Raw genomic sequence first — 26610 nt, forward strand, 5'->3', positions numbered from 1 at the left:
CAGAAAAGCTCCAACACCCTTGTTTTATACTTACCTCTTTGCCTGCAAATTTGTAGCTTTGTCTTAAACCGACTGCGGAGAAAGTATAGATGAACCACCCGAACATACCCCTGGCCGAGCGCATGCGGCCCCACAACCTCGATCAGTATTACGGACAAAAGCACCTCGTAGGCCCTGACGGCATCCTGCGCCGCTACATTGAGGGCGGGGTGATACCAAGTATGATTTTGTGGGGTCCTCCGGGAGTGGGCAAAACCACGCTGGCCAACATTATCGCCAACCAGATGAAAGTGCCCTTTGTAGCTCTGAGCGCGATCAACTCCGGCGTGAAAGACATTCGTGAGGTGATAGACCAGGCCAAAAAGCGGCAGGGAACGGTGCTGTTCATCGATGAGATCCATAGGTTTAACAAATCGCAGCAGGATGCGCTGCTGGGGGCGGTGGAGAAAGGTGTGGTTACCTTGGTGGGAGCCACAACCGAGAACCCTTCTTTCGAGGTTATTTCAGCTTTGCTGTCGCGCTGCCAGGTATACATCCTCAAGCACCTGACGAAAGATGAGTTGATAGAACTGGTAGACAAGGCGCTGGCGCAGGACGAGTGGATGCAGTACCGCAAGGTGCGGGTAGAGGAGTATGAGGCGCTGCTGACCATCTCGGGCGGCGATGCGCGCAAGCTGCTGAACCTGCTGGAGATTGTGGCTGAGGGTGTGAAAGCTGAGGAAGTAGTGATCACCAACGAGCTGGTGAAGCAGGTGGCGCAGCAGAACATCGTGATGTACGACAAGTCGGGCGAGATGCACTACGACCTGGTGTCGGCCTTCATCAAGTCTATCCGCGGCTCAGATCCCAACGCGGCCGTTTACTGGCTGGCCCGCATGATAGAGGGCGGCGAAGACCCGAAGTTTATCGCCCGCAGGCTGCTCATCGCGGCTTCCGAGGACATCGGCCTGGCAAATGCCAACGCGCTGCTGATGGCCACCAACTGCTTTCAGGCGGTGCAGATGATCGGGTACCCCGAGGCAGAGATCATACTTTCGCAGTGCACGATTTACCTGGCCACATCCCCCAAGAGCAACGCCAGCTACAAGGCCATTAAAACGGCGCGGGCGCTGGTGCAGCAAACCGGTAACCTGCCCGTGCCGCTGCACATCCGCAACGCGCCTACCAAACTGATGAAGGAGATCGGCTACGGCAACAACTACAAGTACGCCCACGACTACGAAGGCAACTTTGTGCCGCAGGAGTTCATGCCGCAGGAGCTAAGTAACACTTCCCTTTACCAGCCCGGCAGCAACGCCCGCGAGCGCGACCTGCTGAAGCAGCTGCAGGCGCAGTGGGGGAAAAAGTATCGTTATTAGAAAGCTGAGAATCTAAAAGTTAAGGAAATCAAGAAACTAATAGCGCGTAACAATCAACGACCAAAAATGAACAGGCTGGTCTTTATACTTTCGTTTGTGCTGCTGATCGCCTTCTATGTTGTGTGGGGGCAGCTGGAGTATCCGTTTGGCGGTTTTTTAGTGGTGGTGGGTACGCTGGCGTTGATATACTTCAGGAGGCGCTACCTGGGCATGCGGCCTTACTGGGCAGGTAAATTTTCTGATATCCCAAAGTATTTTAAACTGCCGTAACTTTTAACCTTGGATTTTTATAACTTTCTAACTTAAATGGTTTGTCTATAAATTGGGGTGGTTGGTCGAGAAGGGGAGAACAGGATGAACTTTAAGGCCTATTTTTGTTTATGAAGTATGGGGGGCAGACGGCCCCACGTCTATACAAAGAATAACCAAACCCTAACGCAACATGTTAAACTTCCTGAAGTATGTGCTGGCTACCATTGTAGGCTTGCTCATATTCTTCTTTATCAGCATTCTGTTATTGATAGGCATCGTCGCCAGCTCATCCTCCAAAGATGAGGTTAAAGTGGCCGACAACTCCGTGCTGGAGCTGAAGCTGGACAAACCTATAGCAGAGCGCGACCCGAAAGACCCCTTGGCTGAGCTCGGATTCGCCTTCGGCGGATTCTCCAGCACCGATGGCCTTGACCAGATAAAAGCAGCCATCCGCCGCGCCAAAACCGACGATAACATCAAAGGCATTTTCCTGAACATGACGTTTGTGGATGCCGGTATGGGCCAACTGGAAGAAATCCGTAACGACCTGGCTGATTTCAGAAAGTCGGGGAAATTCGTGGTGTCTTACACCGACCTCTCTACCGAAAAAGCCTACTACCTGGCCTCCGTGGCCGACAAGATCTACCTGAACCCGATGGGCACGATCGAGTTTAATGGTATGAGCTCGGAGATGTTCTTCTTTAAGCGCCTGCTGGATAAACTGGGAATAGAGGCGCAGATCTTTAAAGTAGGAACCTATAAGAGCGCCGTGGAGCCTTTCTTCCTGGAGAAGGCCAGCGAGGCGAACCGTGAGCAGCTCAACTCCTTCCTGAACTCCATCAACAACTACCAGCTAAAGCAGATTGCTGCCTCGCGTGGCATAGCGGCCGAGGAGCTGAAGAACGTGCAGGACAACCTGCTGGTGCGCGACCCGGAGGATGCCCTGAAGTATAAACTCATTACCAACGTGGGTTACTACGATGAGGCGCTTACCTACATGAAAGACCAGATGGGCCTGGAAGAGAAAGACGAGCTGGAAATGGTGGAACTCTCAAAGTATAAAAAGGTGCGTGGCAAGGATGAGATCAGCACGTCGAAGAACCGTATTGCGGTGGTGTATGCCGACGGCGACATTGTGGACGGTGAAGGCGATGAGGACAACATCGGCGGCATCCGCTTTGCCGAAGCCATCCGGGAGGCCCGCCTGGACGAGGACGTTAAGGCCGTGGTGCTGCGCATCAGCTCACCGGGTGGTAGCGCGCTGGCCTCCGACATCATCTGGCGCGAAGTGCAGCTCACCAGAAAGGTAAAGCCGGTTATTGCCTCTATGTCTGATGTGGCTGCCTCGGGCGGGTATTACATTGCCATGGGCTGCGATACGATTGTGGCGCACCCGAACACCATTACCGGCAGCATCGGCGTGTTTGGCGTGATCCCGAACGTGCAGGGCTTCCTGAACGAGAAACTGGGCATTACCGTGGACCACGTAAGCACAGGCAAGTTCTCTGACATGCCGACCATTACCCGCCCAATGACGGCGCAGGAAAAGGATATCATGCAGCACCAGATCAACCAGGTGTACGAAACCTTTACCGGCAAAGCCGCCAAGGGCCGCAACATGAGCCAGGACCAGCTTAAGGAGTATGCCTCGGGCCGCGTATGGTCTGGCATAGAGGCCAAAGAGCGCAACCTGGTGGATGTGTTCGGAGGCTTGGATGAGGCTATCGCCATTGCCGCCAAAAAGGCAAGCGTAGAAGACGATTACCGCCTGAAAGAGCTCCCTGCCCGCAAGACTTTCCTGGATGAGTTCCTGAAGAACATGGGCACGAATGCCAAAGAGCAGTCTATAAAGGCGGAAATGGGCGAGCTGTACCCATACTACAAGCTTTATCAGAAAGTGTCTACCATGCAGGGCATACAGGCACGCATGCCTTACGAGATGACCGTAGAATAAAAAAAACGCCTGCAGTAAAGGGCGAGAGCCTTTTTATAGCTGCATGGCCGCAAATATGAAACGCTTCCGGGATCCAGTTCCGGAAGCGTTTTTTGTTTTTTACCAGTGCTATTTTTCGCAACTTTGCCGGGCATGGTTCTATAGCAGGGCCTGTGAGATGAACTCAAAAACCACACATTCACGATTATATTATGCAGCAGCTACAGGAGTCTACTTCATACTTACAGAAACGCATCGGCGATTTTGCGCCTGAGTTCGGAATTATACTTGGAACAGGCCTGGGGGCGCTGGTAAACGAGCTGGAAATAGCGAATGCCATCTCTTATGCCGAGATACCTAACTTCCCGGTGTCTACCGTAGAGAGCCACTCCGGCAAACTGATTTTCGGAACGCTGGCTGGCCGCCGCGTGATGGTGATGCAGGGCCGCTTCCACTACTACGAGGGCTACAGCATGGAGCAGGTGGTGTTTCCGGTGAGAGTGATGAAGCTGATGGGCGTGAAAAAGCTGTTCGTTTCCAACGCAGCCGGCGGCCTGAACCCGGACTTCAATACCTCAGACCTGATGGTGATTACCGACCATATCAACCTGCAGCCTTTCAACCCGCTGATCGGCAAAAATATAAATGAGTTGGGCCCCCGCTTCCCGGACATGAGCGACGTGTACGATGAGCATATGGTGCGTGAGGCCATGGTGGTAGCCGAAGATGCAGGCTTTGCGGTGCAGGAGGGGGTATACGTGAGCGTGCCGGGCCCGATGCTGGAGACACCAGCCGAATACCGCTACCTGAGCATTATCGGTGCAGATGCCGTGGGTATGTCTACGGTGCCCGAGGTGATTGCCGCCCGCCACATGGGCATGCCGGTGTTTGCTGTCTCCGTGATAACGGACCTGTGTACGCCGGGCCGTATTAAAAAAGTGGTTTTGGCTGATATTTTAGAGGCGGCGGCCATCGCAGAGCCCCGCATGACGCACCTGATCAAAGAACTGGTGCGCCGCAGCTAGCTTTATACTTTAACAGAAACAGGACAGGCAGAAGCACCATCGCTTCTGCCTGTCCTGTTTTAGCTGCAGCGGATAAAGTATGGCGGCCGGTTTTGCCTGTAGTGTGGCTTATTGGTTCATCAGGTACCCGTACAGCAGGATGAGGGAAATGAGGTTGTTAAAAGCATGTTGCCCCACGGCCCAGCCGAAGCCGAGGCGCAGCCGGGTGTAACCTAGAAAGAAGCCTCCTATAAACTTAGGCAGCACCAGTAGCGGCAGCACCTGCAGGGGCAGGTCCATATCGCGGTAGTTAAGCAGGTGCATCAAGGCAAAAAGCGCCGTAGAAGTATAAAATACTGTTCCGAAATGCTTTTCCCACAGGCCCCGGAAAGCAGCGCGGAGTTTGGCGGACCGTAAGTACCAAAGGCCAAGTATGGCAACCAGCATCGTGGCCGCGGCGAAATACAAAAGGGGCATATCCGTAGCAGACAAAAACGCCGGGCAAAAGTGGAACAGGAAGGTTAGCGCCGCCACGAGCAGAAAGCTGTGCGAGTACACCAGCGGAAGCCGGAATATTACCTCCTCTGTTAGTGGGGCAAGCAATACCACCGAAACGAACAGCGGCAAGAGCGGTATGTCCATGGCAAAGCCCTCAGAATATTCGGCGGCAAAGGTTTCCCAATTACCAATTATGAGCGCTATACCCGTAAAAAGGCCGGTGCGCAAAATCAGTTCTGCAAAGGTCAGCTGGAAGAGGAGAGGAAGTTTTGTCTCCAGCACGTTATGCTCCCGCGTAAGCTGCTTTGGCTGCCGCGCAAACAAGTATACCTTTTTCAAAGTATCCAGAACAGGCGGCGGGGGCGTGCAAGGCGGAGCCGCAGTGAAAAAAGTCGGTGTTTTCATAGTTCGGTGCAGAGCCACGGGAGACTCTTATATATCGTTTTATAAATATAATAACTAATAGTATGATTCCTATCGGGCAGTTACTATTTTAGCGATCATCCATACAAGATGAAAAGAAAACGGGTGAGGAAGGGCGGCTGTAGTTCTAAAGCGCGCAGTGCATGCAGAGTTCTACTCTGATTGATGAACTTTAGTTTGATGTGGCACCGCTGAGTTTCCCGCTCTCGCTCTGAGGGTAAAAAATAAATGCTCCTGTTACTTTTTGATGACCACTGTTTTACGGTCGTAGGCCAGGTTGGTGAAAATGCCGAAGCCACCCTCTACCGAAGACACAATGCGGGAAGGCTGGGCAAAGGGGTTGCCGTTGGCGTCTTTTGCATCGGATATGGAGGCCAGAAAGTCGTAGTACTGCTTCTCGATGTGGTACAGCGACACGATCAGGCTATCTCCCTCTTCGTACTGGTACGCCGAGCCCAGCGACACGCGCTTGCCGTTTGTCAGCTCGTCGGAGGTCACAAAGTCGCGGTCGGAGTCGCCGGCCAGGCTATCGATATGCACCATAAAGCGGTAATAGTTGGCCACGTCCGGGTCATCCTGGAAAGAAGTGAGCAGGTAAGCCTCGTTTTTGTCGTTAAATTTCCACTTTATCTCCTCTATCGGCACCGCCCCCAGTACTTTGGTGAAGCCGGTTACTTTGCGTCCTTTGCCGTCTTTTACCTCCAGTTGGTAAACCTGCCCAGGCTTGCCGTGCATAATGGCGGTAGAAGTATGGGTATAAAACCTGCCGGTGTTCCTTATCAGCACTGGTTTGTACTCCAGCTCCAGCCGCTCACCCTCGGGTGTGGTGATGTATACTTCCGCGTCCGGCACCAGGGGCGGCGTGGGTTCCTCAAAATAGCCGGCGCTTTCCAGCACCGATGCCCGGATCGGCTCTCCCGGCTGCAGGTAGCACTCCACCACCAGCTGCGGCTTATGGTAGGGCAGGTCCACGTCAATGTCTTTCTCCAGGTCGCAGGAGCTAAGCATCAGAAGTGCGAGCAAGTATAAAAGGTGCCGTGTTTTCATCAGAACTTGAAGTTATAGGTAACCGACGGTATGGCCGGGAACAGCGACACCTGCTTGGCCTGGAAGCCTATGGTTTCGTCGGTGTCGCGGTCTTTCTGCTGCTCAAAGTATACAAAGTAAGGGTTGCGGCGGTTGTAGGCGTTGTACACGCTAAAGGTCAGGTCGGCCTCGCCGCGTTTGGGCTTCAGCTTCAGCACCGCCCCCAGGTCTAGCCGGTGGTAAGCCTGCAGCCGGTAAGCGTTCCGGTCTTCATAAATGGGCACGATAGAGGCGGGTTTCCCCTCCACATCCTGAAAAGCGAGGCGCGCCACGGGTACGGAGTAGGCATTGCCGGTGCCGTACACAAAGGCGGCCGTCAGGCTCAGGCGCTTGTTTAGCTGGTGCATCATCACCAGGCTGATGTCGTGGCGGCGGTCGTAGCGGGCCGGGAAGCGCCTGCCCTCGTTTATGCCGTCAAACTGCCTGTAGGTCCACGACAAGGTATAGCCCAGCCAGCCGGTGGTCTTGCCGCTCACTTTCTCGAGGTAAAACTCATTGCCGTAGCTGTTGCCTTGCCCAAACAGAAACTCGTTCTCCAGGCTGTCGTTCACAAACAGGTTTGCGCCGTCCCGGAAATCGATCTGCCGCTTCATCCACTTATAGTATACTTCGTTGGTGAAAAGGAACTTGCCTTTGCCCAACAAGTGGCTAATGCCCAGGGCTACCTGCTTGGAGCGCTGCGGCTTCACGTTTTGGTTAGACGGATACCAGATATCGGTGGGCAGCGAGGCGCCGGAGTTGGTGAGCAGGTGCACGTACTGGCGCATGCTGGCAAAACTGGCTTTCAGCGAGGTGTTTTCGTTAAAGTTATACTTGCCCGATACGCGTGGCTCCAGGGCCAGGTACGTTTTTCCGGCGCTGTTAAACCCCGACAGCCGCAGGCCATAGTTAAAGGACACCATCGGGCTCACCACAAAGTCGTCGGAGGCGTAGAGGCCGAATTCGCTGCCCCGGTAGGTGCTGCCGGACCCAAAGCTCAATGTGCTGTCCTCCGACTCAAAGTTCAGGCGACCCACCGTAAAATCATGCCGGGTGGCCTGCGCCCCGAACTTCAGGCTGTGGCCTTTGCCCACAAACCAGTCGAAGTCAGTTTTCAAGGTATGATCCTGCACATCCGAGGTCAGCCTAAAACTGAAGATGTCGATCTTGTTGTTGATGCTATACTTGTAGCCGGTGTAGCCCAGCGAGGTGGTGGCGTACAGGTTTTCATTGAACTTGTGCTGCCAGCTGAGGTTGCCCAGGGTGTTGCCCCAGTCAAAGCTGAAGGTAAAGTCGCTGTCGTTAAAGCCGAAGATGTCGCGGCCCAGGTAGCCGCCCAGGGTCAGGTTGTCTTTCTCGCTGATGGTGTAGTTCAGGCTGGCGTTGAGGTCGTAGAAATAGTAGTCGGGGATGGGGTTGTAGTCTTCCTTGCCTTCCATAAGGCGGTTTACCTGGCGCGTAAAGATATCCACGTAGGTGCGCCTGCCCGATGCAATGAAGTTTAGCTTGTCCTTTACGATGGGGCCATCGACGGTAAGGCGCGAAGAGATGAGCCCCAGGCCGCCTTTGGCGTGCAGCTGCTCGTTATTGCCCTTTTGCTGCGTTACATCCACCACCGACGAAAGCCTGCCGCCGAACTGCGCCGGAAAGCCGCCTTTGTAAAGCTCCACGCTTTTAACGGCATCGGGGTTAAACACGCTGAAAAAGCCGAACAGGTGCGAGGGGTTGTATACCATGGCGTCATCCAGCAGCACCAGGTTCTGGTCCGGCCCGCCGCCGCGCACATACAGCCCCGAGCTGCCTTCGCCACCCGACTGCACGCCTGGCTTCAGTTGCATGGTCTTGATCAGGTCCACCTCCCCAAAAAGCGCGGGCAGCAGCTTCGCCTCGCGGGTTGTCAGGGTGTTGACGCTCATGCGCGTGTCATTCAGCTTCTGGCGCAGCGAGCCCGTTTCAATCTTCACCTCCTGCAGCTCGTTGTTAGACGCCTCCAGGTAAAAATTGGTTTGCAGGGGCACCGCAAGAACGTTGATAGTGCGCGTGGTTGTTTTAAAGCCAACATACGTTACCTGCAGCGTATGCTCGCCCTGCGGCAGGCGCAGCGCGTAAAACCCGTTCTCGTTGGTGATAACGCCCTGCCCCGTAGCCGGTACCGACACCGTAGCCCCGATCAGCGCCTCGCTGCTGCCGGCCGCGCGCACATAGCCTTGCACCGCCTGCCTTACCTGGGCAAAGGAAGGGACTGTAAGGAACAGTACTAAGATTAAGGGTAAGTATATGCGCATCTGTGGAGCTGTTACGCTGCTGTGTTTGCTAAGTTAACGTATTGGCGGCACGACATAGTCATTTTTGTGCTTTGTTTAGCAGGAGAACCGGAAAACAGGAAGTATAGTTTTGATTTTCGGCCATTTAGCTAAACAAAAGAAAGGCCCCTGCCCGGAGGCAACGGCCTTAACTGAAGGTAGGTAGCAGTCGTGGTAAGGTTCTCCTATGTAGCTGTTTAGCCCTGGTAAAGCTCCAGCACGCGCTTTTTAAGGTAAAACTCGAAGCGGCTCTGCAGCAGCTCGGCCTGCGCCTTGTTCATGTTGTTCAGCGACTCCATGTAGGCAAAGAAGTCGATGCTGCCCAACTCGTAGCGGCGCTTAGCCGAGGTGAAGGCCCGCTTGCTATACTCCAGGTTAGCCATCACAGTATTATACTTCTCGCGCGCGGCCAGCACATCCTGGTAAGCCTGCTGCACGGTTTGGCGCAGCTGGTTTTGGCTGTCGGTGTAGTCCAGTTCTGCCTTGCGCAGGTCCAGCCGGGCTGTTTGGGCGTCATAATGCCTGCTCAAGCCGTTAAAGATCGGGATGCTTAGGTTTAAGCCCACTACCTTGCGCTGGTTCAGGTCCAGCTGGTCGAAGTAAGGCATGGTGGCGAGGTTGCCGTTTTCAGGGTCCTGGTAGATGTTGGTAGAGTAGTTGGAGCCAATCATCCCCTCCAGGCTCAGGGTAGGGGAGAAATTGCTGCGGGCTATCTTCAGGTCGCTTTTGGCGGCCTCCAGCGACGCGGCAGAGGCCTTTACCAGCGGTGAGAAGGACAGCGCATTGGCCAGCACCTCCTCCTCAGAAGGCAACTCCGTACGTATCTCCTCCGGCAGGTTGGGCATCTGCAGCTCATAGTCGGGCGTGCCTTCCACATTCATTTCCTGCACCAGCATCAGCTTTGCCTTCCGGAAACTGTTCTGGTGCGTTATCAGGTTTAGCTTTTCGGTAGCGAGCTGGGCTTTTATCTGGTATACTTCATCCATGGCCCGCGCGCCGGCACGCTCCAGTTTTTCCATCTGGCTCAGCTGGCCTTCCAGCAGCTTAATGCGCCCTTCGGATATATGGATGTTCTCGCGGTTTACAAGGGCCTGCAGAAAGTACGCCGTGATGTTAGTCTCCAGCTCGATCTCTGCCTGCTGCGTGGCAAAGGTGGCTGCCTGCGCCTGCTGCCGCGACTTCTTCAGCTCGAACAGCTTGGTAAAACCATCAAACAGCACCACCTGCCCCGATACATAAGGGTAAGAGGCCGTGGTGTTGCCGCGCTTCACCTCACCGGCCACATTATCGAACACCAAACCGTTTGTGCGGCTCAGGTCGGCGTTGGCGCTGATGGAAGGCAGGTAGCTATACTTGTTGCGGCGCACGCCGATGTCGGCTTTGTCTGAGTTGTAGCGGGCCTGGCGCAGGGCTACGTTGTGCTGGCGGGCCAGCTCAAGGCTTTGCTCCAGCGTAAGAGGCTCTTGCGCATAGGCAGTTACAGCTAAACTAAGGCATAGGCTTAGCCCTCCCAGCTTTTGGAGCAGGGCTCTGGAGATAAAATTTTTCATAGTTTTATTTTACACTAGTGGCAATGATCATACTTTAAGCCAGGGCTAACTCTGCTCCTGGCCCAGCCAGGCATTGCGTAGCTTCAGCTGCTCCGGAGTAGCCGTGGTGTCGGGCTTCAGGACGTGCTGCAGCTCCCGCTTCACGGCGGTGGCTCTGCCTTTCAGTTTTTTCTCTTTTACTTTACCGCCTTCGGTTGGGCGACCCACCACAAAGGTTATCTTATCGCCCGGCTCCATACTTTGCAGTTCCTCCCCAATCACTTGGCGGATGTTAGCCGGGGAAAGCTCAGTGCCGTTGAAGGACAGCAGCAAATCGCCGGTCTGGAAACCAAGCTTGCGGCCAAACGCATCCATGTCGGCGGTGTCGGCCACTTTTATCTTGCCGGATTCCTCGTCGAAACCAGGTGTGAAGCCTCCGTAAGAGATCACCTCCTGCGTGCCGGTCGGCTCATAAATGATGCCCACCTTACGGAAGGTCTCCTCCAGCGGCAGCGGCTCCGACCCCTCCACATACTTGGTGAAGAATTCGCGGATCTCCGGGTAGGTCAGTTCGGTGATTTTATCGAAGAGCTCCTCATCCTTGAAGGAGTTATGCTTGCCGTACGTTTTGGAGAGGTCCAGCATCAGGTTGCGCAGGCCATACTTGCCGTCGCTCAGTTCGCGCAGCTTCACGTCCAGCACCAGGCCAATCAGGGCGCCTTTCTGGTACACATTGCCATACTCCTTCTCATACTTGTCCAGCACCTGGGCGCTCATGTCGGTAAAGGGCAGGGTGTCGTTGTAATAGGATTTGGAAGTATGGATGTAGTCGCGGAGCTTGCCCAGGAACGTGTCCAGGTCATACAGGCCTTCATACATCTGCACATGCGAGGCGAAGTACTCCGTAACGCCCTCGTACAGCCACAGGTGCTTCGACATCTTGGGCTGTATAAAGTTAAAGTTGCCGATTTCCTCGGAGTGGATGCTGAGCGGCGTAACGATGTGGAAGAACTCGTGCGCGGCCACATCGCGGATGGTGCTGCTGAACTGCTCCTCCGGCATCTCCGGCAGAAAGTATACCGATGAGTAGGAGTGCTCCAGCGCCCCGAACGAGCCCGACTTGCCTACGCGCTCCGGCACATAGATCAGGAAGGCGTACTTCTCAACGGGCAAGGTGCCGCCCAGGTAGCTGCGCTGCGCCTCCAGTATACTTTTCACGTTTTCAGCAATTGGCTTGGAGGTCACGTTGCCGGAAGGGGAGTAGACAGAAACCAGCACCTCGGTCTTGCCCAGGTTCAGTATGGTCGTGTCGGGGCGGTTATACATGAGCGGCGAATCCGCCAGGTCTACGTAGTTTGGCAGCCGGTACGTGTCCAGGGTGTCGGTTGTGGCGATGGCTTTGAGGGGCGTGGAGCCGTAAAAGCCTTCGGGTTTGGTTATGCGCAGCTCGTAGGGCAGCTGCTTCATCCCCTCAAAGTAGCCGATAAAGCCAAAGGTGTTGATCAGGAAGTTCTTGCCGTCCTCTATGTTCGTGCCGCCTGGCTCAAACACCACGTCCTCCCGCTTGGCAGCGTCAAACGTGTCGTCTACCCAATAGCTTACCCTGGCCAGTTTCTCTGCCCCGCTTATCTTCCAGCGGTTGGTGTCCAGTTGCGCTACGGTGAGTGCTTTGCCCTGCTTGTCGTAGGCCTTAAAATCTGTTACGAACTTACCGAAATCAGACACGGAATAGGTGCCGGGCACGATCTTGGGCATGTTGTAGATGATCTCGCTCTGCTTAATGGCAGGAGCCTGCACAGTTACCTGTACTTTGTCGTTCTGCACCTTTGCCAGGTTTACAGAAACATTATAAGTTGTGTCGGCACTGGCTTGCAGGCCTGTGGCGGCCTTGGCAGCGAGGCTTAGGCAAAGGCTAAGCGTAAGTGCGGTGAAGGTTTTTTTGAGCATATTTTTATCTGTTTCTATCAATTATAACTCAAGTAAAGTATAAAAGATAGCATTTTAGACAAACCGGCACAATTTGTATACCAGCTTGGCTGTACAAGAACATATTGCTTCGTGTTTGGAGGAGGATTGCCCCGGCTGGCTGCTACAGGTACGCCGCCATGGGCCGGGGTTCTCTCACCATATACAAACAACAAACATTTTATGCCAGAGCGTTAGAAGCTTATTGAACGAGCAACTAACTAACATCAGTTTACCAGACCTACTGTGTTCGGATGGCCTTTACGGGGTCTAGCAGCGCTGCTTTTACAGCCTGGAAACTGACGGTGGCCAGGGCCACTACCAGGGCCAGTGCGCCGGCAAGGGCAAAAATCCACCAGCTAAGGTCTATGCGGTAGGCAAAGTCCTGCAGCCATCGGCTCATGCCATACCAGGCAACCGGGGTGGCCAGCACGATGGAAATGAGCACTAGCAGGGCAAAGTCGCGGGAGAGCAGCATCACGATGTTGCCTGTGGAGGAGCCCAGCACTTTCCGGATGCCGATCTCTTTGGTGCGCTGCTCAGCCGTAAACGAGGCCAGGCCAAACAAGCCGAGGCAGGCGATGAGGATGGTGAGGCCGGCAAAGTAACCAAACACGGTCAGCATTTTCTCCTCTGCGCGGTACTGCCGGTCAAAGAACTCGTCCATAAAGAAGTACTCCATTGGGTGGCGCTGGTCAAACAGGCGCCACTGCTCCTCTACAAAACCGATGGTGCCGGCCTGATCTTCCGGGGCAATGCGGGCCAGCAGGTAGCCCGGCGACTCGGGGTAAAGCCTCATGGCTAGCGGCTGTACCTCCGTGTGTAGCGAAGTGATATGAAAATCTTTTACGACGCCTACCACCTTGGCCCCGCCACCGTCAAAGGCCGTCTCGCCGGTTTCTATCTTCTTGCCGATTGGGTTGTCGGACCAGCCCAGCCACTTGGCCGCTGCCTCGTTTATGATGATGGCGTTTCTGTTGTCTGTCTTCATGTCGCGGGAGAAGTTGCGCCCCGCTGCTATCTCAATGCCCAGCACAGGTATAAAATCATAGTCCACGGCAATCACATCAATTGTTTTTTCTACCATCTTATCTCCCTGCTCGGCAAGTATAAGAGAGCGCGATGGCACCTCCGCCGGTATACTATAGGAGTTGGATACCTTCAGCACATTCGGGTTTTGCAGCAGCTTCTGCTTTATCATGGGCAGGCGCTTTACCAGCGTAGAGTCGCCGGCCGGGATATCGATTACCATGACCTGCTCCTTGTTAAAGCCCAGGTCTGAGTTTTTGAGGTAGTGCATTTGTGTAAACACCACAATGGTGCCGATGATCATGACGAGGGAGATGCTGAACTGCACCACCACCAGCGCCCGGCGCAGGGTGGCGCTCCCGCCTTTGGGCTGCTTATCAGACTTCAGTACCTCCGCCGGTTTAAAGCCCGACAGGAAGAAGGCCGGGTAGCTGCCAGCCACCACGCCCACCAGCAGCACTATGGCCAGCACCACCAGCAGGAACTCCCACTGCAGGAAAAATCCGGAGGTAAAGCTTTTTTCCGTCAGTTGGTTAAAGCTTGGGATAAAGATCTGCACCAGCGCCAGCGCCAGCAGCACGGCAATGAGCGTCAGCAGCACCGATTCCCCTAAAAACTGGCGGATGATCTGGCTCCGGTCGGCACCCACCACTTTGCGGAGCCCTACCTCTTTGGCGCGCTTGGCAGAGCGGGCCGTGGCCAGGTTCATGTAATTTATACTTGCTATCAGGAGCAGGAAAACAGCTACTGCCCCAAAAATATAGATGTAGGATATGTTGCCGTGCGGCGAGAGGTCGTGCTTAAACCGGGTGGTGAAGTGGATGTCCTGGAGCGGCTGCACAATCAGCTTCATCTCGGCGTTCAGTTTGTTTTCCTTTATCCAGGGGTTTACATGGGTGCGGGTTAGCTCATCTACCTGCTGCTGCAGTGCTTCAAACTGGTTCTCGTTCGGCAGCAAGATGTAGGTATAGCTGTTGAGGTTAAACCACTCGTTTCGCTCCTGCTCCACCTGCCCGGCAAAAGTGGCTTTAGATAGCAAGCCGGCTGCATTGATGTGTGAGTGGCCGGGGTTGCGGTACACGCCGGTAACGGTATACTTGTTATTGCTGAACTCCAGCACCTCGCCCATGGCCTGCGCTGCACTGCCAAATATTTTCTCTGCCAGGGCCTCTGTGAGCACAATGGTTTTGGGTGCATCCAGGGCTGTGGCGGGGTTGCCGGCCAGCATTTCATAGTCAAACACCTTAAAAAAGGAGCTGTCGGCTATCAGCAGGTTCTCTTCCGAAAAGGTTTGGTCGTTATACCAGATCGTTTGCTGGCCGGCCTGGCGGAACTGCGTGAGGGCCTCTATGCCCGGAAACTTGCTGGCGGAGTAGGAGAGGGCGGCAGGTGTTACTGCAAACTCGTCCTTCTGCCCCTCAAAAATCACCTCCCCCACGATGCGCGCCGTTCTGCCGGCATTGCTGAAGTGGCGCTCATAGCTAAGTTCATCCTGCACGTACAGGAAAATAAGTATACAGGAGGCAACGCCAATGGCCAGCCCCACAATGTTAATGGCTGAGTATACTTTGTTCCGCATGAGGTTGCGGACAGCGATTTTTAGATAATTCTGGAGCATAGTTTTATATAGGTTAGTAGAGCTTGTTCTATTCGGAATCAGGTGTTTAATCGGCACGAAGCGCTTTTACAGGATCTGCCGTAGCAGCCTTTATAGCGTGAAAACTAACTGTGAGCAGGGCAATGAGCATGGATACTAAACCTGCGGTAGCAAATAGCCACCAGCTGATTTCTGTTCGGTAAGCAAAGTCCTGTAGCCACACATGCATACTATACCAGGTGATGGGTACAGCCAGCGCAACGGCCAACAACACCAGCATGGCAAAATGGCGGGACAGTAACAGGACAATGCCCGTGACCGTGCTTCCTAGTACTTTCCGGATGCCAATTTCTTTGGTGCGTTGTTCGGCGGTATAGGACGACAACCCAAAGAGACCCAGGCAGGCGACGATGATGGTAAGTATGGAGAAGTAGGTAAAGATGGTGAGCATCTTTGCTTCAGCCCTGTACTGCTGTTGAAAGCTCTCATCCAGGAAATGGTAATCCATAGGGTATTCCGGGAAATGATTTTGCCATACCCGTTCCATGTTTTTCAGGGTTGCAGCGACGTTAGCCCGTGCATTGATGCGGGCCAGAAGCGTTCCAAAGTTTGGGTCCAACATGATGACCAGCGGCTCTATTTTAGAATGCAGCGATTTGTAGTTAAAGTCCTGCACCACACCAATTACTTTGCCGTTGGTCGTATCGGCCCAGCTGCCTCTTATACTCTTACCCACCGCATTGCCCGTCCAGCCAAACTCTCTTGCAGCCGCCTGGTTAATGATGTAGCCGTTCTGGTGATCCGTCTGGATAGATTCAGAGAAATCTCTGCCCTCAACCAACTTTACCTGCATCACCTGCAGGTAGTTATAGCCTACCCTAAAGTTGTTCAGGGATTTCTTAATCACTTTGTGGTCTATATCTATAAGGAAAGGAAAGACATTGACAGGCTGCCCGGGCAGGCTTTGGGTAGAGGAAGTATGCAGAACCTGTGGCAGGGAGAGCAGTTCTTTCTTGATAAGGGCAAGGTTCTCCTTCTGTTTTACCCAACCGATAGCCGGGATTTTAACTGCAATAACCTGCTCTTTATTAAACCCAAGCTCCTTATTCTTGAGGAATAGCATTTGGCTGTAAACCACCACGGTACCCATTATCAGCACCAGCGAAACCGTAAACTGCACCACCACAAGTGCCTTCCGAAGTATAGCGCCGCCTGCGGTAGGTATTTGGTGCGCTTTCAGTACCTCAGCAGGCTTGTAGCGCGACAGGAAAAATGCAGGATAGCTGCCTGCCCCCACGCCAATCAGTAAAATGAGCATAACAAGCGCTACTGCCAGGCCAGGGGTAAGCAGGAAAACCGTATCAATCTGCTTTTCTGTAACCGCATTGAAGGTTGGGAGTATTAGCTCGACTATGACAAGGGCCAGAAAAGTGGCTATTAACGTCAGAAACACTGACTCCGCCAGGAACTGAAGCACTACTTGCGTGCGACTGGCGCCTGCCACCTTACGCAACCCCACTTCCCGGGCTCGCTTGGCTGAGCGGGCTGTGGCCAGGTTGATGTAATTGATAGAGGCGATGGCCAGTATAAACGCGGCAACAACTGCAAAAAGGTACACATAGGCTTTGTCCCCAACCTCCGATATAGGGTATTCCCGTGCGTTGTCCATATAGGCCTCTGTAAGGTGCTGAAGATGGAATCTCAAGTCCGTAGGACCGTTGCCTGAGAGCTGTCCTTTTACCTTGCGTTCGTAAAAGCCCGGAAGCTTGTGCTGGAGCGTTGCTGCCTGCTCCGGGTTATGAAGCTTTAGGTAGGTATAGGCACTGAGGTTATCCCAACTGCTTAGAAAGTACAGGTATTCGCCGGCGCCTACATGCAGTGGTATAAACACATCTGCCTTAATGTGGGAAGGGGCTGCCACAGAGATGACACCTGTTACCTGCAAAGGAGTTTGTATATGCTTCAGCACTTTCCCCATCGCCTCCGCTGCGCCTCCAAAAAACTTGCGAGCAACTTCCTCCGTCAGCACGACAGAGTTCGGGTGTTTGAAGGCAGTGGCTGGGTTTCCGGCCACAAAAGGAAAATCTAACACCTCAAAGGCATTGCTGTCTGCATACATGACATGCTTTATATAGAATGCCTTGTCATCGGTTCGCAGCGCCTGTTCTCCTACAGGCAAGAGGCGTGTGGCGTGCACCACTTCCGGGTATTCGGCTACCAAGGCAGGAGCCAGTGGCCCAGGCGATGCGGCTACTCGGTGAATATCACCATTCAAGCTGGCGTCGCTAACAACTCTGTAAATTCTATCAGCGTCTGAAAAATGCTTGTCATAGCTAAGTTCGTCGTGAATGTAGAGGAAAATGAGGATACAGGCTGAAATGCCCATTGCCAACCCAACTATGTTTATCGCCGCGTATGCTTTGTTTCTGGTGACATTTCGCCAGGTGGTAAGCCAGTAGTTATATAGCATAGGTATAAAGTTGAAGTTGGGTTTACTCTACACTGTCGCCAGCCCCTACAGCATTTTCTGACGCTGTGGGGGCTGATGCAGTATACTTTACAGCAGCTCGGCTGCGTGGCGCTTCACGTTCAGGTTTTCTGTTACAATCTGGCCGTCGAACAGGTTGACGATGCGGTGGGCATACTCGGCATCGGTAGGGGAGTGCGTTACCATTACCACGGTGGTGCCGGCGTCGTTTAGTTCGGATAGCAGTTGCATTACCTCACGGCCGTGAACAGAGTCCAGGTTACCTGTCGGTTCGTCGGCAAGTATAAGCGCAGGCTCCGATACCACGGCTCTGGCAATGGCGGCACGCTGCTGCTGTCCCCCCGAGAGCTGCTGCGGGAAATGGTTGCGGCGGTGCGCAATGCCCATGCGCTCCATGGCCTGAAGGGTGCGCTGCGCCATCTCAGATTTAGAGTAACCCAGGTAAGCCAGCGGCAGGGCAATGTTCTCCTCCACAGTCAGCTCGTCTATCAGGTTAAAGCTTTGGAACACGAAGCCCAGGTTTTCCTTGCGCAGCTTGGCACGCTGGCGCTCCGACACATTGGCCACCTCCTGGCCCAGAAACTTAAAGCTACCGGACGAAGGGCTATCCAACATGCCCAGGATGTTGAGCAACGTAGACTTGCCGCAGCCCGACGGGCCCATTATGGCCACAAACTCACCGCGCTTTATTTTCAGGTCCACGCCGGCCAGGGCAGTGGTCTCTACGGTATCGGTGATGTACTTCTTCTGCAGGTTCTGCGTGTCGATTACTAGTTCTTGCTTGCTCATGGTTCTTGCTGTTGTCAATGTTTTTATAGTTTTATTTTGTACTGATGGAGTGTTGCGTTACTGGTTGCTAATTGTTGTTTCCTCAATTTTATAGGTAAGAGAAAAAGCAATCATCAATCAACAATTTACTTCAATTCTAACTGGTCAATGTCGCCGTAGCTGTCGTAGGAGGAGAGTACTACTTTCTCGCCCGGCTGCAGTCCCTCCAGCACTTCGTAGTGCTTCGGGTTCTGTCGGCCCAGTTTTATCTTGCGCTTCTCGGCGTAGCTTCCTGATTCGTTTAGCACAAATATCCAGTTGCCGCCTGTGCTCTGGTAAAAGCCGCCTTTCGGTAACAGCACGGCCTGTGCGCCGTCGTTCAGGGTCAGCTCGATCTGGAGCGTCTGGCCGCGGCGGATGCCTTTGGGTGCGCCCTCGGCAAACTCCAGGTCCACCTGAAACGTGTTGTTCTGCACTTCGGGAAACACTTTGGCTACCGTTACTTTGTAGCTTTTGCCGTTAAACTCGAAGGTGCCGTCCAGGCCGGGGTGTACTCTGGAGATGTAGTGCTCGTCTATGTTGGCCTTTACTTTGTAGCCGTTCAGGTCGTCAATCTGGCCAATATTCTCGCCCGGCGCTTTCGACTCGCCCACCTCCGCCTTCAGGGTGGATAGCTGACCGGTGAAGGGAGCCGTTACATACAGGTTGTTAAGCGTGTTGCGGGCCATGCCGATGTTGGCCTCCATGCGGCGGATCGACTCGTCGAGCTGCTTCAGGCGGTCGTTCATCAGTTTGGTGTCCTGCTTCACGGAGCGCTCTGCCAGGGTTTGGCGGGTATTCAGGTACTCATACTCATCCTTGGCAGCCTCATACTCCTCCCGCGAAATCACCTTCTCCTCAATCAGCAGCTTGTTGCGCTCATACTTGCGCTTGGCCAGGGCCAGCTGATACTTTATCTCCGCCAGGTCATTCTCCTTCCGGATCAGGTCCTGCTTCATGGTGATCTCAGAGTTCTGTCGCTCGTTCATCAGGTCGTAGAGCTGCGCCTCGCGGGTCATAAAGTCGATCTGGAGCGTGGTGTTGGAGAGCTTCAGAATAGTATCGCCTTTCTCTACCATCTTGCCGTCATCGGTGTAAATTTTCTCTACGCGGCCGCCTTCGGTTATATCCAGGTAAAAGGTCTTGAGGGGCTCTACGGTGCCATCAACGGCTATAAACTCCTGGAACCTGCCTTGGCTAACCTGCCCGGTCGTAATGCGCTTGCTGTCTACGTTCAGGGTGGAGCTATGCTCGGCAAACAGCAGGTTGTACAGTACCAGCACCAGGCCAATGGCCCCGGCTGCAATCAGAATAATCTTCTTCGGCGTTGTTTTTTTCTTTTCAATTACGCGATCCATAGTAGTAGCTTGTGGTCGAGGGGATTTTTTCATAGTCTCCTTAACCCGCTTGCCAATTAATGTGCCAAAGATTTTAATTAATTGATAATCAATACTTTATGTTAAAGTATATGTTTGTGGCTATGTCTTGAGTGTACGGAAGCGGACACTACGGTGTCCTGTACCGAACAGCAGTTGGAAAGGGGTGTCACAACTGGCTGCTGCGGCAATTTATAGTTTAGTGTAAGCATGGCATATTGCACAGGAAAAACGTACTTTTACATATACACAGCGCACACAACACAATAAAAAACTATGAGTAAGATTTCCTGTAAGGTATTGGTGGTGGATGATGAGGAGGATATTCTGGTAGCTGGCAGATTGCTGCTAAAACAGCATTTCGAGACGGTCATTACAACCTCGGACCCTTATAAAATACCCGCCCTGCTGCAGGACCATAGCTTTGACGTAGTGCTGCTGGACATGAACTACAGTACCGGCGCCACCTCCAGCAAAGAGGGGTTTCACTGGCTGAAGCAGATTTTGCAGCTCTCCCCCAAAACCACTGTTATTTTAATGACCGCCTACGGCGACATTGAACTGGCCGTGCGGGCCCTGAAGGAGGGAGCCTCAGACTTTGTACTGAAACCCTGGCAAAACGAAAAACTGGTGGCCATACTTAAATCGGCTTGCCAGAACCGCAGCGCCCAGGCCACTGGCAAGCGCAGCGCCGAAAAAGCCGAACGCGACAATACAGCCTTTCATTACGATGGGTTTATAGGCGTGTCGCCGGCCATGCAGCGCGTGTACCAGACTATAGAGAAAGTAGCAGCCACCGAGGCCAACGTGCTTATACTTGGCGAGAACGGAACAGGGAAGGAAGTGGCTGCCCGTGCCATCCACCGCAAGTCCAAGCGGGCCAAACAGGTGTTTGAGATCGTGGACCTTGGGGCCGTGAGCGCCACCTTGTTTGAGAGCGAGCTGTTTGGGCATGCCCGCGGCGCCTTTACCGACGCCAAAGAGGAGCGGGCAGGCCGGCTGGAGGCTGCCTCAGGCGGTACGCTGTTTTTAGATGAGATCGGCAACCTCTCGCTGGCGCTGCAGGCAAAGCTGCTGACCGTGCTGCAAAGCCGGCAGGTGGTGCGGTTGGGCACCAACAAGCCGCGCCCCATCGATATCCGCCTGATCTGCGCCACCAACATGCCGCTTTACGAGATGGTGCGGGAGGGCACTTTCCGGCAGGACCTGCTTTACCGCATCAACACCGTGGAGATACACCTGCCGCCCCTGCGCGAGCGCCGCGAGGACATCAAACTTCTGGCCGGGCACTTCCTGAAAGTATACCGCCAGAAATACGACCGCCCGGAGCTGCAACTGAACAGCGAAACGCTGCGCCGCCTAAACGAATACCACTGGCCGGGCAACATCCGCGAACTGGACCATGCCATGGAGCGCGCCGTTATACTTTGCGACGGCAACCAACTGCACCCCGACGATTTCTACTTTGCCCCCTCCGAAGGAGAGCATCATAAGCAGCAGGCCCTGGAGACCATCGCCGAAAGCGACTACACCCTGGAGGCCCTGGAAAAAATGATGGTGCAGAAGGCGCTGGTAAAGCACTCCGGCAACATCACCCATGCCGCTAAAGAACTGGGCATCACGCGCACGGCCCTCTACCGCAGAATAGAGAAGCATGGCCTATAACGGGTTTCGCGTAAAGCTACTGCTGCGCCTGCTGTTGCTGGTAGGCGTGGTGCTACTGCTCATGCTGGTGCTCTTCCGCACCGATTGGTACATTACGGCCCTGTTGCTGTTCCTGCTGGTGCTCTTCCTCCTATACGACCTGGTGCATTTCGTGGAGCGTACCAACCGCGACATCAGCAGCTTTCTGCAGTCCATACGCCACTCCGACTTTACGCAGCGCTTTGCCACGGAGGGCGCAAATGCTTCCTACCGCGAGCTCTATCAGAGCTTCAATAGTATTTCGGAGGCTTTCCTGCAGGTAAAAACGGAAAAGCAGGCGCACTACCATTACTTGCAGGCTGTAGTGGAGCAGGTGGGCGTGGGTATACTTTCTTTTGATGAGGAAGGAGAGGTGCAGCTGGTGAACCATGTAACCAAAGAGCTGCTGCACGTGCCGCACCTGCGGCACATAGACGCGCTGGAGCGGGTTAGTCCGGAACTGGTGCAGGCTCTATATAGTATAAGGCCAAACGAGAAACGGCTTGTAACGCTGCAAAGCAATGTAGAGCCGGTGCTCCTAAACCTGAACGCGAATGAGCTGCAGCTGCAGGGCCAGCTTGTAAAAATCGTGACGCTGCAGAACATCCAAACGGAGCTGGAGGAGCAGGAACTGCAAACCTGGCAAAAAGTAATCCGGGTGCTGACGCACGAGATCATGAACTCGGTGACGCCGGTGGTATCGCTAACGTCTACCCTGAACAACCTGCTGGAGCAGGAGGTGGTGCAGCCCCTGGCCGCCGGTAAAAGTATAAACGAAGAGGTGCTGGAAGATATGCAGGCAGGGCTGCAGACCATTGAGAAACGCAGCGCCGGCATGCTGCACTTTGTGAAAAACTACCGACGCCTGATGCGCTTGCCGGCCTCAGAGCTAAAACCAGTGCGCATCGCAGCCCTGCTGCGCAACGTGCACCTGCTGCTAAAACAGCAGGCAGAGGAGCAGCGCATGCGTCTGAAAATATTTTTGCCCGATGAGAGAACAGAAGTGCTGGCAGATGCCGAGCAGCTGGAGCAGGTGCTCATCAACCTGATAAAAAATGCCATGGAGGCAAGTGTAGGCAAGAAAAACGCTAGCGTGGAAGTAGTGGCCTATGCACCGGAGGGCGAACGGGACCGGCTACGCATCGATGTTACCGACAACGGCCCCGGCATACCCGATGACGTGCTGGACAAGATCTTTATACCTTTTTATACTACTAAAAAGCAGGGATCCGGTATTGGCCTCAGCCTATCCAAGCAAATAATGCGGCAGCATGGCGGCAGCATCCGCGTTAAGACTCAGCCCGGCGAAACTACGTTCACCCTCATGCTGAAGAGACCAGGGGGATGAGGGAAGCCTGACTGAGCGTTTGAAGTATGAAAATCCACTTGCTCATGCACAAATCACTCACCTAGGCTCAAAGATTAAACATACTGCTGGATAACCTGCGTTAGCTGCTGCGCCGGCATGGCCCCCGACTGTCGCCATACCTGCTGGCCTTTATGGAAGAGGATAAAGGTAGGCACGCCCTGCACCCGAAACTGGGAGGCAGCTGTCTGGTTGTTGTCGATGTTGACTTTAACGACTTTCAGCTTCCCGTTAAACTGGCTGGCCACCTGCTGCACCACCGGGCTCATGGCCTTGCAAGGCCCGCACCAATCTGCATAAAAGTCTACCAGCACTGGCATTCCCGGGCTGTTGATCAGTTCCTGAAAAGATTTCTTTGCCATCGCAGTCTGAGGTTTAATGTGCTACTAATACGCGGGGCAGCAGCATACAGTTGAGCATACAAGCTAGCTTTTCTAGCCTAAATTTCAAAACGCGCGCTGCCAGTGAAAAACTTGTAGGCGTCGCTTCACAATTATTTAAGAATTAGTATATTTATCTCTGGAAAATTAATCAGCATTTATGCCAACATATAACGGATCCGAGGGAGGCCAGATAGAGCCGGAAGTAGCGGCCAGCTACACGCAAAACTACCGGCAAAGTATAGCCGGCAAAGAAGGAGTGGCCAAGGCACATTTCTTCGGGCGCGACATCCTGCAGGCAATCCTGGAGCAGGAGGGGTGCATGGGCATCCGCATATACTATGGCATAGACGAAAACGGGCAGAAGCAGTTGGTGCTGGTGGGCGCAAATGCCGACGGGGAAGACATGGAAGACGGCGTGATGGCTGATTTTTCGCATGTCTGCCCACCTGACTGCGTAGCAAGTATACTAAACGGATGATGGAGTTTTACCTGCGGGAAGTTTACCCGTGGTTGATCAAAGCCTCTACCTACAGTTTTCTGATTCCGTTGGTGGCAGGGTTCATACTTTTGCCAAAGCGCAAGAGCCGCCTCTTCCGGCTGCTGTTGTTTTACGCCGGATTTATTGGGTTAGGGGAGGTCGTAAGCCAGCTGACGGTGTTCCTGGGCACGAACAATAACTTATGGCTCGGGCATCTGTTCACACCGCTGGATTTCCTGTTGCTGGCCACCATATATTACTTTAGCTTTGAGAAACGCTTAATCAGGCGGAGCATCCAAGTAATGGTGGCCGTTGTGGTGGGGTTCAGTGCCTCCAGCGTGTTGTGGGGCGAAGCCATCACGCAGATGAACTCGCAGCCGCGCATGCTGGCGGGGCTGCTGCTACTATGCATGGCCGTGCTATACCTGTACCAACTCATCAGCAAGCCAAACTATGTTTTCGTGGACCGTGACCCTATTTTTGTGCTGAGCGCCGGGGTTATTGTTTTCCAGGCAGGCACGGCCATGGCCTACAACTTGTTTAACGAAGCCCTGGCGGAGTCTTATGACGCCGCCAGAATGTGCCTTTCCGTAATCCTGGTGCTGAATATTTTATTCAGGGTAGTGTTGATGATGGCCATAAGGCGAGCCCCGGTGGTATGAAAACGCTAGAACCGCTTATACTGATAACCCCGATCATGCTGCTGCTGGCAGTAGGCATCATCGTGTTTGTGGTGCTATACCAGCGCCGCATGCTGCAACACCAGGAGCACCTGCGCCAACTGCAGGCCACCAAGCAGCAGCAGCTGCTGCAGGCTACCTTCCATGCGCAGGAGGAGGAGCGCCGCCGCGTGGCCCGCGACCTGCACGACGAGGTGGGCGCCATGCTGGCGCTGATACGCCTGAACCTGTACCAGATGATGAACAGCACCGCCTGCGACGACGAGGGCCTGCACACGAGCGTGCAGAACATGAAGCAGCAGCTGGACGATGTGCTGGTGAGCGTGCGCCGCATTTCTCATGACCTGATGCCTGTGGTGCTCGAAAAGATGGGGCTGGGGCAGGCGATCGAGGCCCTGCGCCGAAACCTGACCGCAACGGGGCAGCTAGAAATGGAGCTGCGCTGCAACGACAAGAACAAAAGGCTTTTACCGCAACACGAACTGGTGCTGTACCGTATGGTGCAAGAGTTGCTGAACAACACCCTGAAGCACGCAAAGGCCACCAAGGTAACGATTGACCTGCACTTCGGAGAGAAAGACATCGAGTTGCTGTACAAAGACAACGGCGTAGGTTTTAAGCTGGAGAAGATTGTGCAGGAACAGCAGGAAAAAGAGGGGCTTGGCATCATGAGCCTGCAAAGCCGCGCAGCTCTCCTGGACGGAGACATACAAATCACCTCTGCGCCGGGCGCAGGTACTGCCGTAGCGATTAAAGTACCTGTTGCCACACAACCGAATTTACACACAACTAACTATACTAACCCTGTTACTGCCCATGGAGTATCAGCCACTAACATTGGCAATAGCCGATGATCACAACCTGTTCCGGAAGGGGGTTCTGGAACTACTGAAAGCTTTTGAAGAAGTTACACTTGTTGCCGATGCCTGCAATGGCGCCGAGCTGCTGGACAAGATCGAAGCAGACCTGCCCGATGTGGTAATGCTGGATTTGGAAATGCCTGAGATGGACGGCGTTGCCACGTCCCGCTACCTGCTGTCCAAGTACCCGGACGTCCGCATCCTCATTATGTCCACCTACGGGGACGAGGCGCTGGTGGAAAGCCTGCTGGATGAAGGCGTGAAAGGCTATCTGCTAAAGAACTCAGAGCCCCAAGAGCTCCGGCAAGCCTTGCAGGCGCTAAAATCTGGCCGCGGATACTTTTCCTCCGCCATCAAGATCGACGCCACTTAAGCGCTCAATTTCCCAAACTATAGGCCCGGTTTTAAAGAATCGGGCTTTTTTGTGCCGTCGTTTAACCTGTTTTTATACTTTAAATATATAAGATATAATAAAACTTTTTTACATAAGTATAGTATATTGCTATTATAAAATCAAATGATACTTGTTTAGTGAATCCGTTTTGAGCCTGAAGGTGAAGTATGTGTGGCAGAAGTGGCAAATGGGGGCCATTGTGGTGGCCTGTGCCTTGTTGCTGCCGGTGCAGGCTGTAAAGGCTCAGAACAACAAGGAGGTGCAGGACACAGCCCGGCAGGCAACGCAGGCACAGCAGAAGGCTTACCAGCAGCTAAACCAGTTTGAGGAGCAGGTGCGCAGTTCTGCCGACCTGGAAGTAGACGGGCTGATCGTGGATGAAACCATCACCAAGATAGGCCGGGACTTTTACGATGTTTTTCACAGGCAGTGGGAAGCGCCCCCGTCGGCCAAAAACTTTACCATACTTATAAAGGAGAGGCCTACCCGCGGAAACGGCGCGCTTATACAAGTGGCCCTGAACGATGAACTGTTATTTGAGCAGCAGTTGCAGCCCCGGTATGATGTGATTGAAGAGGTCGCCACCTATGTGGCATCCGGACTTTACGAGTACCTGGTACGCAATCAGTTGCAGCAGCAGCTGGAGGCAGAGGGGAACAAGTCGCGGGAAGTTTTTTAAAGTATAACACTGATCCATATAAAGCCATTCTATGAAAAATGTTATTTATACCCTGATAGCATTCTCTCTTTTCCATCTCGCAAATCCTGAAAATATACAAGCGCAGGATATGGTTTACACACCTAAAAACCCTGCTTTTGGCGGCAACCCCTATAACTACTCCTGGCTGCAAAGCTCTGCCCAGGCACAGGACAAGCTAAAAGACCCGGATGCCGAAACCAATACCGGCATAACCCGCGACCCGCTCCAGGATTTCAAGAACAGCCTGAACCGCCAGATACTTAACGAGCTGTCCAGGAAGCTTATCTCCAACCAGTTTGGCGAAGACGGCGTGACACCAGGCAGCTACACCGTAGGCGACTACCAGATAGATGTAGTAGAAGGGCCTGGCGGTATAAGTATAGACATTGTGGATATTGGCACCGGCGACAGGACATCCGTGACCATTCCATACTATTAA

The 26610-nt window shown here is 53.7% G+C and carries 22 protein-coding genes; 12 read left to right on the forward strand and 10 right to left on the reverse strand.

Annotated elements, in window-relative coordinates:
• The first annotated feature begins 89 nt into the window (after positions 1 to 89).
• The 4 genes from FJM65_RS09490 (at position 90) to FJM65_RS09505 (ending at position 4568) form a co-directional block, all read left to right on the forward strand.
• Positions 90 to 1358 carry a replication-associated recombination protein A gene (locus FJM65_RS09490; protein WP_140621266.1) on the forward strand — a complete coding sequence of 423 codons (1269 nt, stop codon included), beginning with the start codon at positions 90 to 92 and terminating at the stop codon, positions 1356 to 1358.
• 66 nt (positions 1359 to 1424) lie between these two features.
• Positions 1425 to 1628, forward strand: a complete 204-nt coding sequence (locus tag FJM65_RS09495; protein WP_140621267.1) for a hypothetical protein — start codon at positions 1425 to 1427, stop codon at positions 1626 to 1628.
• Positions 1629 to 1800: 172 nt separating this feature from the next.
• Positions 1801 to 3564: a signal peptide peptidase SppA gene (gene sppA, locus FJM65_RS09500; protein WP_140621268.1), complete on the forward strand. Its 1764-nt coding sequence runs from the start codon at positions 1801 to 1803 to the stop codon at positions 3562 to 3564.
• Positions 3565 to 3755: 191 nt separating this feature from the next.
• Positions 3756 to 4568, forward strand: a complete 813-nt coding sequence (locus FJM65_RS09505; RefSeq protein ID WP_140621269.1) for a purine-nucleoside phosphorylase — start codon at positions 3756 to 3758, stop codon at positions 4566 to 4568.
• A 108-nt stretch (positions 4569 to 4676) separates the two neighbouring features.
• On the opposite strand, the gene FJM65_RS09510 is transcribed toward FJM65_RS09505, so the two are convergent.
• The 9 genes from FJM65_RS09510 to FJM65_RS09550 all read right to left on the reverse strand — a co-directional run bounded on the left by FJM65_RS09510 (position 4677) and on the right by FJM65_RS09550 (position 19609).
• A complete protein-coding gene (locus tag FJM65_RS09510) occupies positions 4677 to 5450 on the reverse strand; it encodes a CPBP family glutamic-type intramembrane protease (protein ID WP_140621270.1) in 774 nt (257 codons plus the stop codon).
• A gap of 255 nt (positions 5451 to 5705) precedes the next feature.
• Positions 5706 to 6515, reverse strand: a complete 810-nt coding sequence (locus FJM65_RS09515; RefSeq protein WP_140621271.1) for a DUF4249 domain-containing protein — start codon at positions 6513 to 6515, stop codon at positions 5706 to 5708.
• On the reverse strand, positions 6515 to 8818 hold the full coding sequence (locus FJM65_RS09520; protein ID WP_140621272.1) for a TonB-dependent receptor: 2304 nt from the start codon (positions 8816 to 8818) through the stop codon (positions 6515 to 6517). The genes FJM65_RS09515 and FJM65_RS09520 overlap by 1 nt, the downstream gene beginning before the upstream one ends.
• Positions 8819 to 9033: 215 nt before the next feature.
• Positions 9034 to 10386: a TolC family protein gene (locus tag FJM65_RS09525; RefSeq protein WP_140621273.1), complete on the reverse strand. Its 1353-nt coding sequence runs from the start codon at positions 10384 to 10386 to the stop codon at positions 9034 to 9036.
• Between the two features lie 45 nt (positions 10387 to 10431).
• Complete coding sequence (locus FJM65_RS09530) at positions 10432 to 12312, reverse strand: M61 family metallopeptidase (RefSeq protein ID WP_140621274.1); 1881 nt, start codon at positions 12310 to 12312, stop codon at positions 10432 to 10434.
• A 259-nt stretch (positions 12313 to 12571) separates the two neighbouring features.
• A complete protein-coding gene (locus tag FJM65_RS09535; RefSeq protein ID WP_140621275.1) occupies positions 12572 to 14977 on the reverse strand; it encodes an ABC transporter permease in 2406 nt (801 codons plus the stop codon).
• 46 nt (positions 14978 to 15023) lie between these two features.
• The gene (locus FJM65_RS09540) at positions 15024 to 17426 is read right to left on the reverse strand and encodes an ABC transporter permease (RefSeq protein ID WP_140621276.1); all 2403 of its coding nucleotides are present in this window, start codon (positions 17424 to 17426) and stop codon (positions 15024 to 15026) included.
• 87 nt (positions 17427 to 17513) lie between these two features.
• Positions 17514 to 18233, reverse strand: a complete 720-nt coding sequence (locus FJM65_RS09545) for an ABC transporter ATP-binding protein (protein ID WP_140621277.1) — start codon at positions 18231 to 18233, stop codon at positions 17514 to 17516.
• Between the two features lie 125 nt (positions 18234 to 18358).
• On the reverse strand, positions 18359 to 19609 hold the full coding sequence (locus tag FJM65_RS09550; RefSeq protein ID WP_140621278.1) for an efflux RND transporter periplasmic adaptor subunit: 1251 nt from the start codon (positions 19607 to 19609) through the stop codon (positions 18359 to 18361).
• Positions 19610 to 19903: 294 nt separating this feature from the next.
• Here FJM65_RS09550 and FJM65_RS09555 point away from each other — a divergent pair, with 294 nt between their 5' ends.
• Complete coding sequence (locus FJM65_RS09555; RefSeq protein WP_140621279.1) at positions 19904 to 21292, forward strand: sigma-54-dependent transcriptional regulator; 1389 nt, start codon at positions 19904 to 19906, stop codon at positions 21290 to 21292.
• The gene (locus FJM65_RS09560) at positions 21282 to 22658 is read left to right on the forward strand and encodes a sensor histidine kinase (RefSeq protein ID WP_239022898.1); all 1377 of its coding nucleotides are present in this window, start codon (positions 21282 to 21284) and stop codon (positions 22656 to 22658) included. The genes FJM65_RS09555 and FJM65_RS09560 overlap by 11 nt, the downstream gene beginning before the upstream one ends.
• A 74-nt stretch (positions 22659 to 22732) precedes the next feature.
• On the opposite strand, the gene trxA is transcribed toward FJM65_RS09560, so the two are convergent.
• Positions 22733 to 23038, reverse strand: a complete 306-nt coding sequence (trxA, locus tag FJM65_RS09565; RefSeq protein ID WP_140621280.1) for a thioredoxin — start codon at positions 23036 to 23038, stop codon at positions 22733 to 22735.
• Between the two features lie 178 nt (positions 23039 to 23216).
• On the opposite strand from trxA, the gene FJM65_RS09570 reads away from it, so the two are divergent.
• From FJM65_RS09570 to FJM65_RS09595, 6 genes are all read left to right on the forward strand, one after another.
• On the forward strand, positions 23217 to 23537 hold the full coding sequence (locus FJM65_RS09570) for a hypothetical protein (protein WP_140621281.1): 321 nt from the start codon (positions 23217 to 23219) through the stop codon (positions 23535 to 23537).
• A complete protein-coding gene (locus FJM65_RS09575) occupies positions 23534 to 24199 on the forward strand; it encodes a hypothetical protein (RefSeq protein WP_140621282.1) in 666 nt (221 codons plus the stop codon). The genes FJM65_RS09570 and FJM65_RS09575 overlap by 4 nt, the downstream gene beginning before the upstream one ends.
• Entirely contained in the window at positions 24196 to 25071 is an 876-nt protein-coding gene (locus tag FJM65_RS09580) for a sensor histidine kinase (protein WP_140621283.1), read from the forward strand. The genes FJM65_RS09575 and FJM65_RS09580 overlap by 4 nt, the downstream gene beginning before the upstream one ends.
• Positions 25034 to 25450, forward strand: a complete 417-nt coding sequence (locus tag FJM65_RS09585; protein WP_140621284.1) for a response regulator — start codon at positions 25034 to 25036, stop codon at positions 25448 to 25450. Before FJM65_RS09580 ends, FJM65_RS09585 begins: the two co-directional genes overlap by 38 nt.
• A 151-nt stretch (positions 25451 to 25601) precedes the next feature.
• A complete protein-coding gene (locus FJM65_RS09590) occupies positions 25602 to 26150 on the forward strand; it encodes a CsgE family curli-type amyloid fiber assembly protein (RefSeq protein ID WP_140621285.1) in 549 nt (182 codons plus the stop codon).
• Positions 26151 to 26181: 31 nt separating this feature from the next.
• Positions 26182 to 26610 carry a curli production assembly/transport component CsgF gene (locus FJM65_RS09595; protein WP_140621286.1) on the forward strand — a complete coding sequence of 143 codons (429 nt, stop codon included), beginning with the start codon at positions 26182 to 26184 and terminating at the stop codon, positions 26608 to 26610.

Source organism: Pontibacter mangrovi (genome assembly GCF_006385705.1).
GTDB classification, from domain to species: Bacteria; Bacteroidota; Bacteroidia; order Cytophagales; family Hymenobacteraceae; genus Pontibacter; species Pontibacter mangrovi.

What these genes read in the sequence shown, in the direction of transcription:
- FJM65_RS09495 (WP_140621267.1), top strand. Translation starts at nt 1,425, where the DNA reads ATGAACAGGCTGGTCTTTATACTTTCGTTTGTGCTGCTGATCGCCTTC.
- FJM65_RS09535 (WP_140621275.1), bottom strand. Translation starts at nt 14,977, where the DNA reads ATGCTCCAGAATTATCTAAAAATCGCTGTCCGCAACCTCATGCGGAAC.
- FJM65_RS09490 (WP_140621266.1), top strand. Translation starts at nt 90, where the DNA reads ATGAACCACCCGAACATACCCCTGGCCGAGCGCATGCGGCCCCACAAC.
- FJM65_RS09525 (WP_140621273.1), bottom strand. Translation starts at nt 10,386, where the DNA reads ATGAAAAATTTTATCTCCAGAGCCCTGCTCCAAAAGCTGGGAGGGCTA.
- FJM65_RS09520 (WP_140621272.1), bottom strand. Translation starts at nt 8,818, where the DNA reads ATGCGCATATACTTACCCTTAATCTTAGTACTGTTCCTTACAGTCCCT.
- FJM65_RS09515 (WP_140621271.1), bottom strand. Translation starts at nt 6,515, where the DNA reads ATGAAAACACGGCACCTTTTATACTTGCTCGCACTTCTGATGCTTAGC.
- sppA (WP_140621268.1), top strand. Translation starts at nt 1,801, where the DNA reads ATGTTAAACTTCCTGAAGTATGTGCTGGCTACCATTGTAGGCTTGCTC.
- FJM65_RS09540 (WP_140621276.1), bottom strand. Translation starts at nt 17,426, where the DNA reads ATGCTATATAACTACTGGCTTACCACCTGGCGAAATGTCACCAGAAAC.
- FJM65_RS09505 (WP_140621269.1), top strand. Translation starts at nt 3,756, where the DNA reads ATGCAGCAGCTACAGGAGTCTACTTCATACTTACAGAAACGCATCGGC.
- FJM65_RS09570 (WP_140621281.1), top strand. Translation starts at nt 23,217, where the DNA reads ATGCCAACATATAACGGATCCGAGGGAGGCCAGATAGAGCCGGAAGTA.
- FJM65_RS09530 (WP_140621274.1), bottom strand. Translation starts at nt 12,312, where the DNA reads ATGCTCAAAAAAACCTTCACCGCACTTACGCTTAGCCTTTGCCTAAGC.
- FJM65_RS09595 (WP_140621286.1), top strand. Translation starts at nt 26,182, where the DNA reads ATGAAAAATGTTATTTATACCCTGATAGCATTCTCTCTTTTCCATCTC.
- FJM65_RS09510 (WP_140621270.1), bottom strand. Translation starts at nt 5,450, where the DNA reads ATGAAAACACCGACTTTTTTCACTGCGGCTCCGCCTTGCACGCCCCCG.
- FJM65_RS09580 (WP_140621283.1), top strand. Translation starts at nt 24,196, where the DNA reads ATGAAAACGCTAGAACCGCTTATACTGATAACCCCGATCATGCTGCTG.
- FJM65_RS09545 (WP_140621277.1), bottom strand. Translation starts at nt 18,233, where the DNA reads ATGAGCAAGCAAGAACTAGTAATCGACACGCAGAACCTGCAGAAGAAG.
- FJM65_RS09575 (WP_140621282.1), top strand. Translation starts at nt 23,534, where the DNA reads ATGATGGAGTTTTACCTGCGGGAAGTTTACCCGTGGTTGATCAAAGCC.
- trxA (WP_140621280.1), bottom strand. Translation starts at nt 23,038, where the DNA reads ATGGCAAAGAAATCTTTTCAGGAACTGATCAACAGCCCGGGAATGCCA.
- FJM65_RS09585 (WP_140621284.1), top strand. Translation starts at nt 25,034, where the DNA reads ATGGAGTATCAGCCACTAACATTGGCAATAGCCGATGATCACAACCTG.
- FJM65_RS09560 (WP_239022898.1), top strand. Translation starts at nt 21,282, where the DNA reads ATGGCCTATAACGGGTTTCGCGTAAAGCTACTGCTGCGCCTGCTGTTG.
- FJM65_RS09550 (WP_140621278.1), bottom strand. Translation starts at nt 19,609, where the DNA reads ATGGATCGCGTAATTGAAAAGAAAAAAACAACGCCGAAGAAGATTATT.
- FJM65_RS09555 (WP_140621279.1), top strand. Translation starts at nt 19,904, where the DNA reads ATGAGTAAGATTTCCTGTAAGGTATTGGTGGTGGATGATGAGGAGGAT.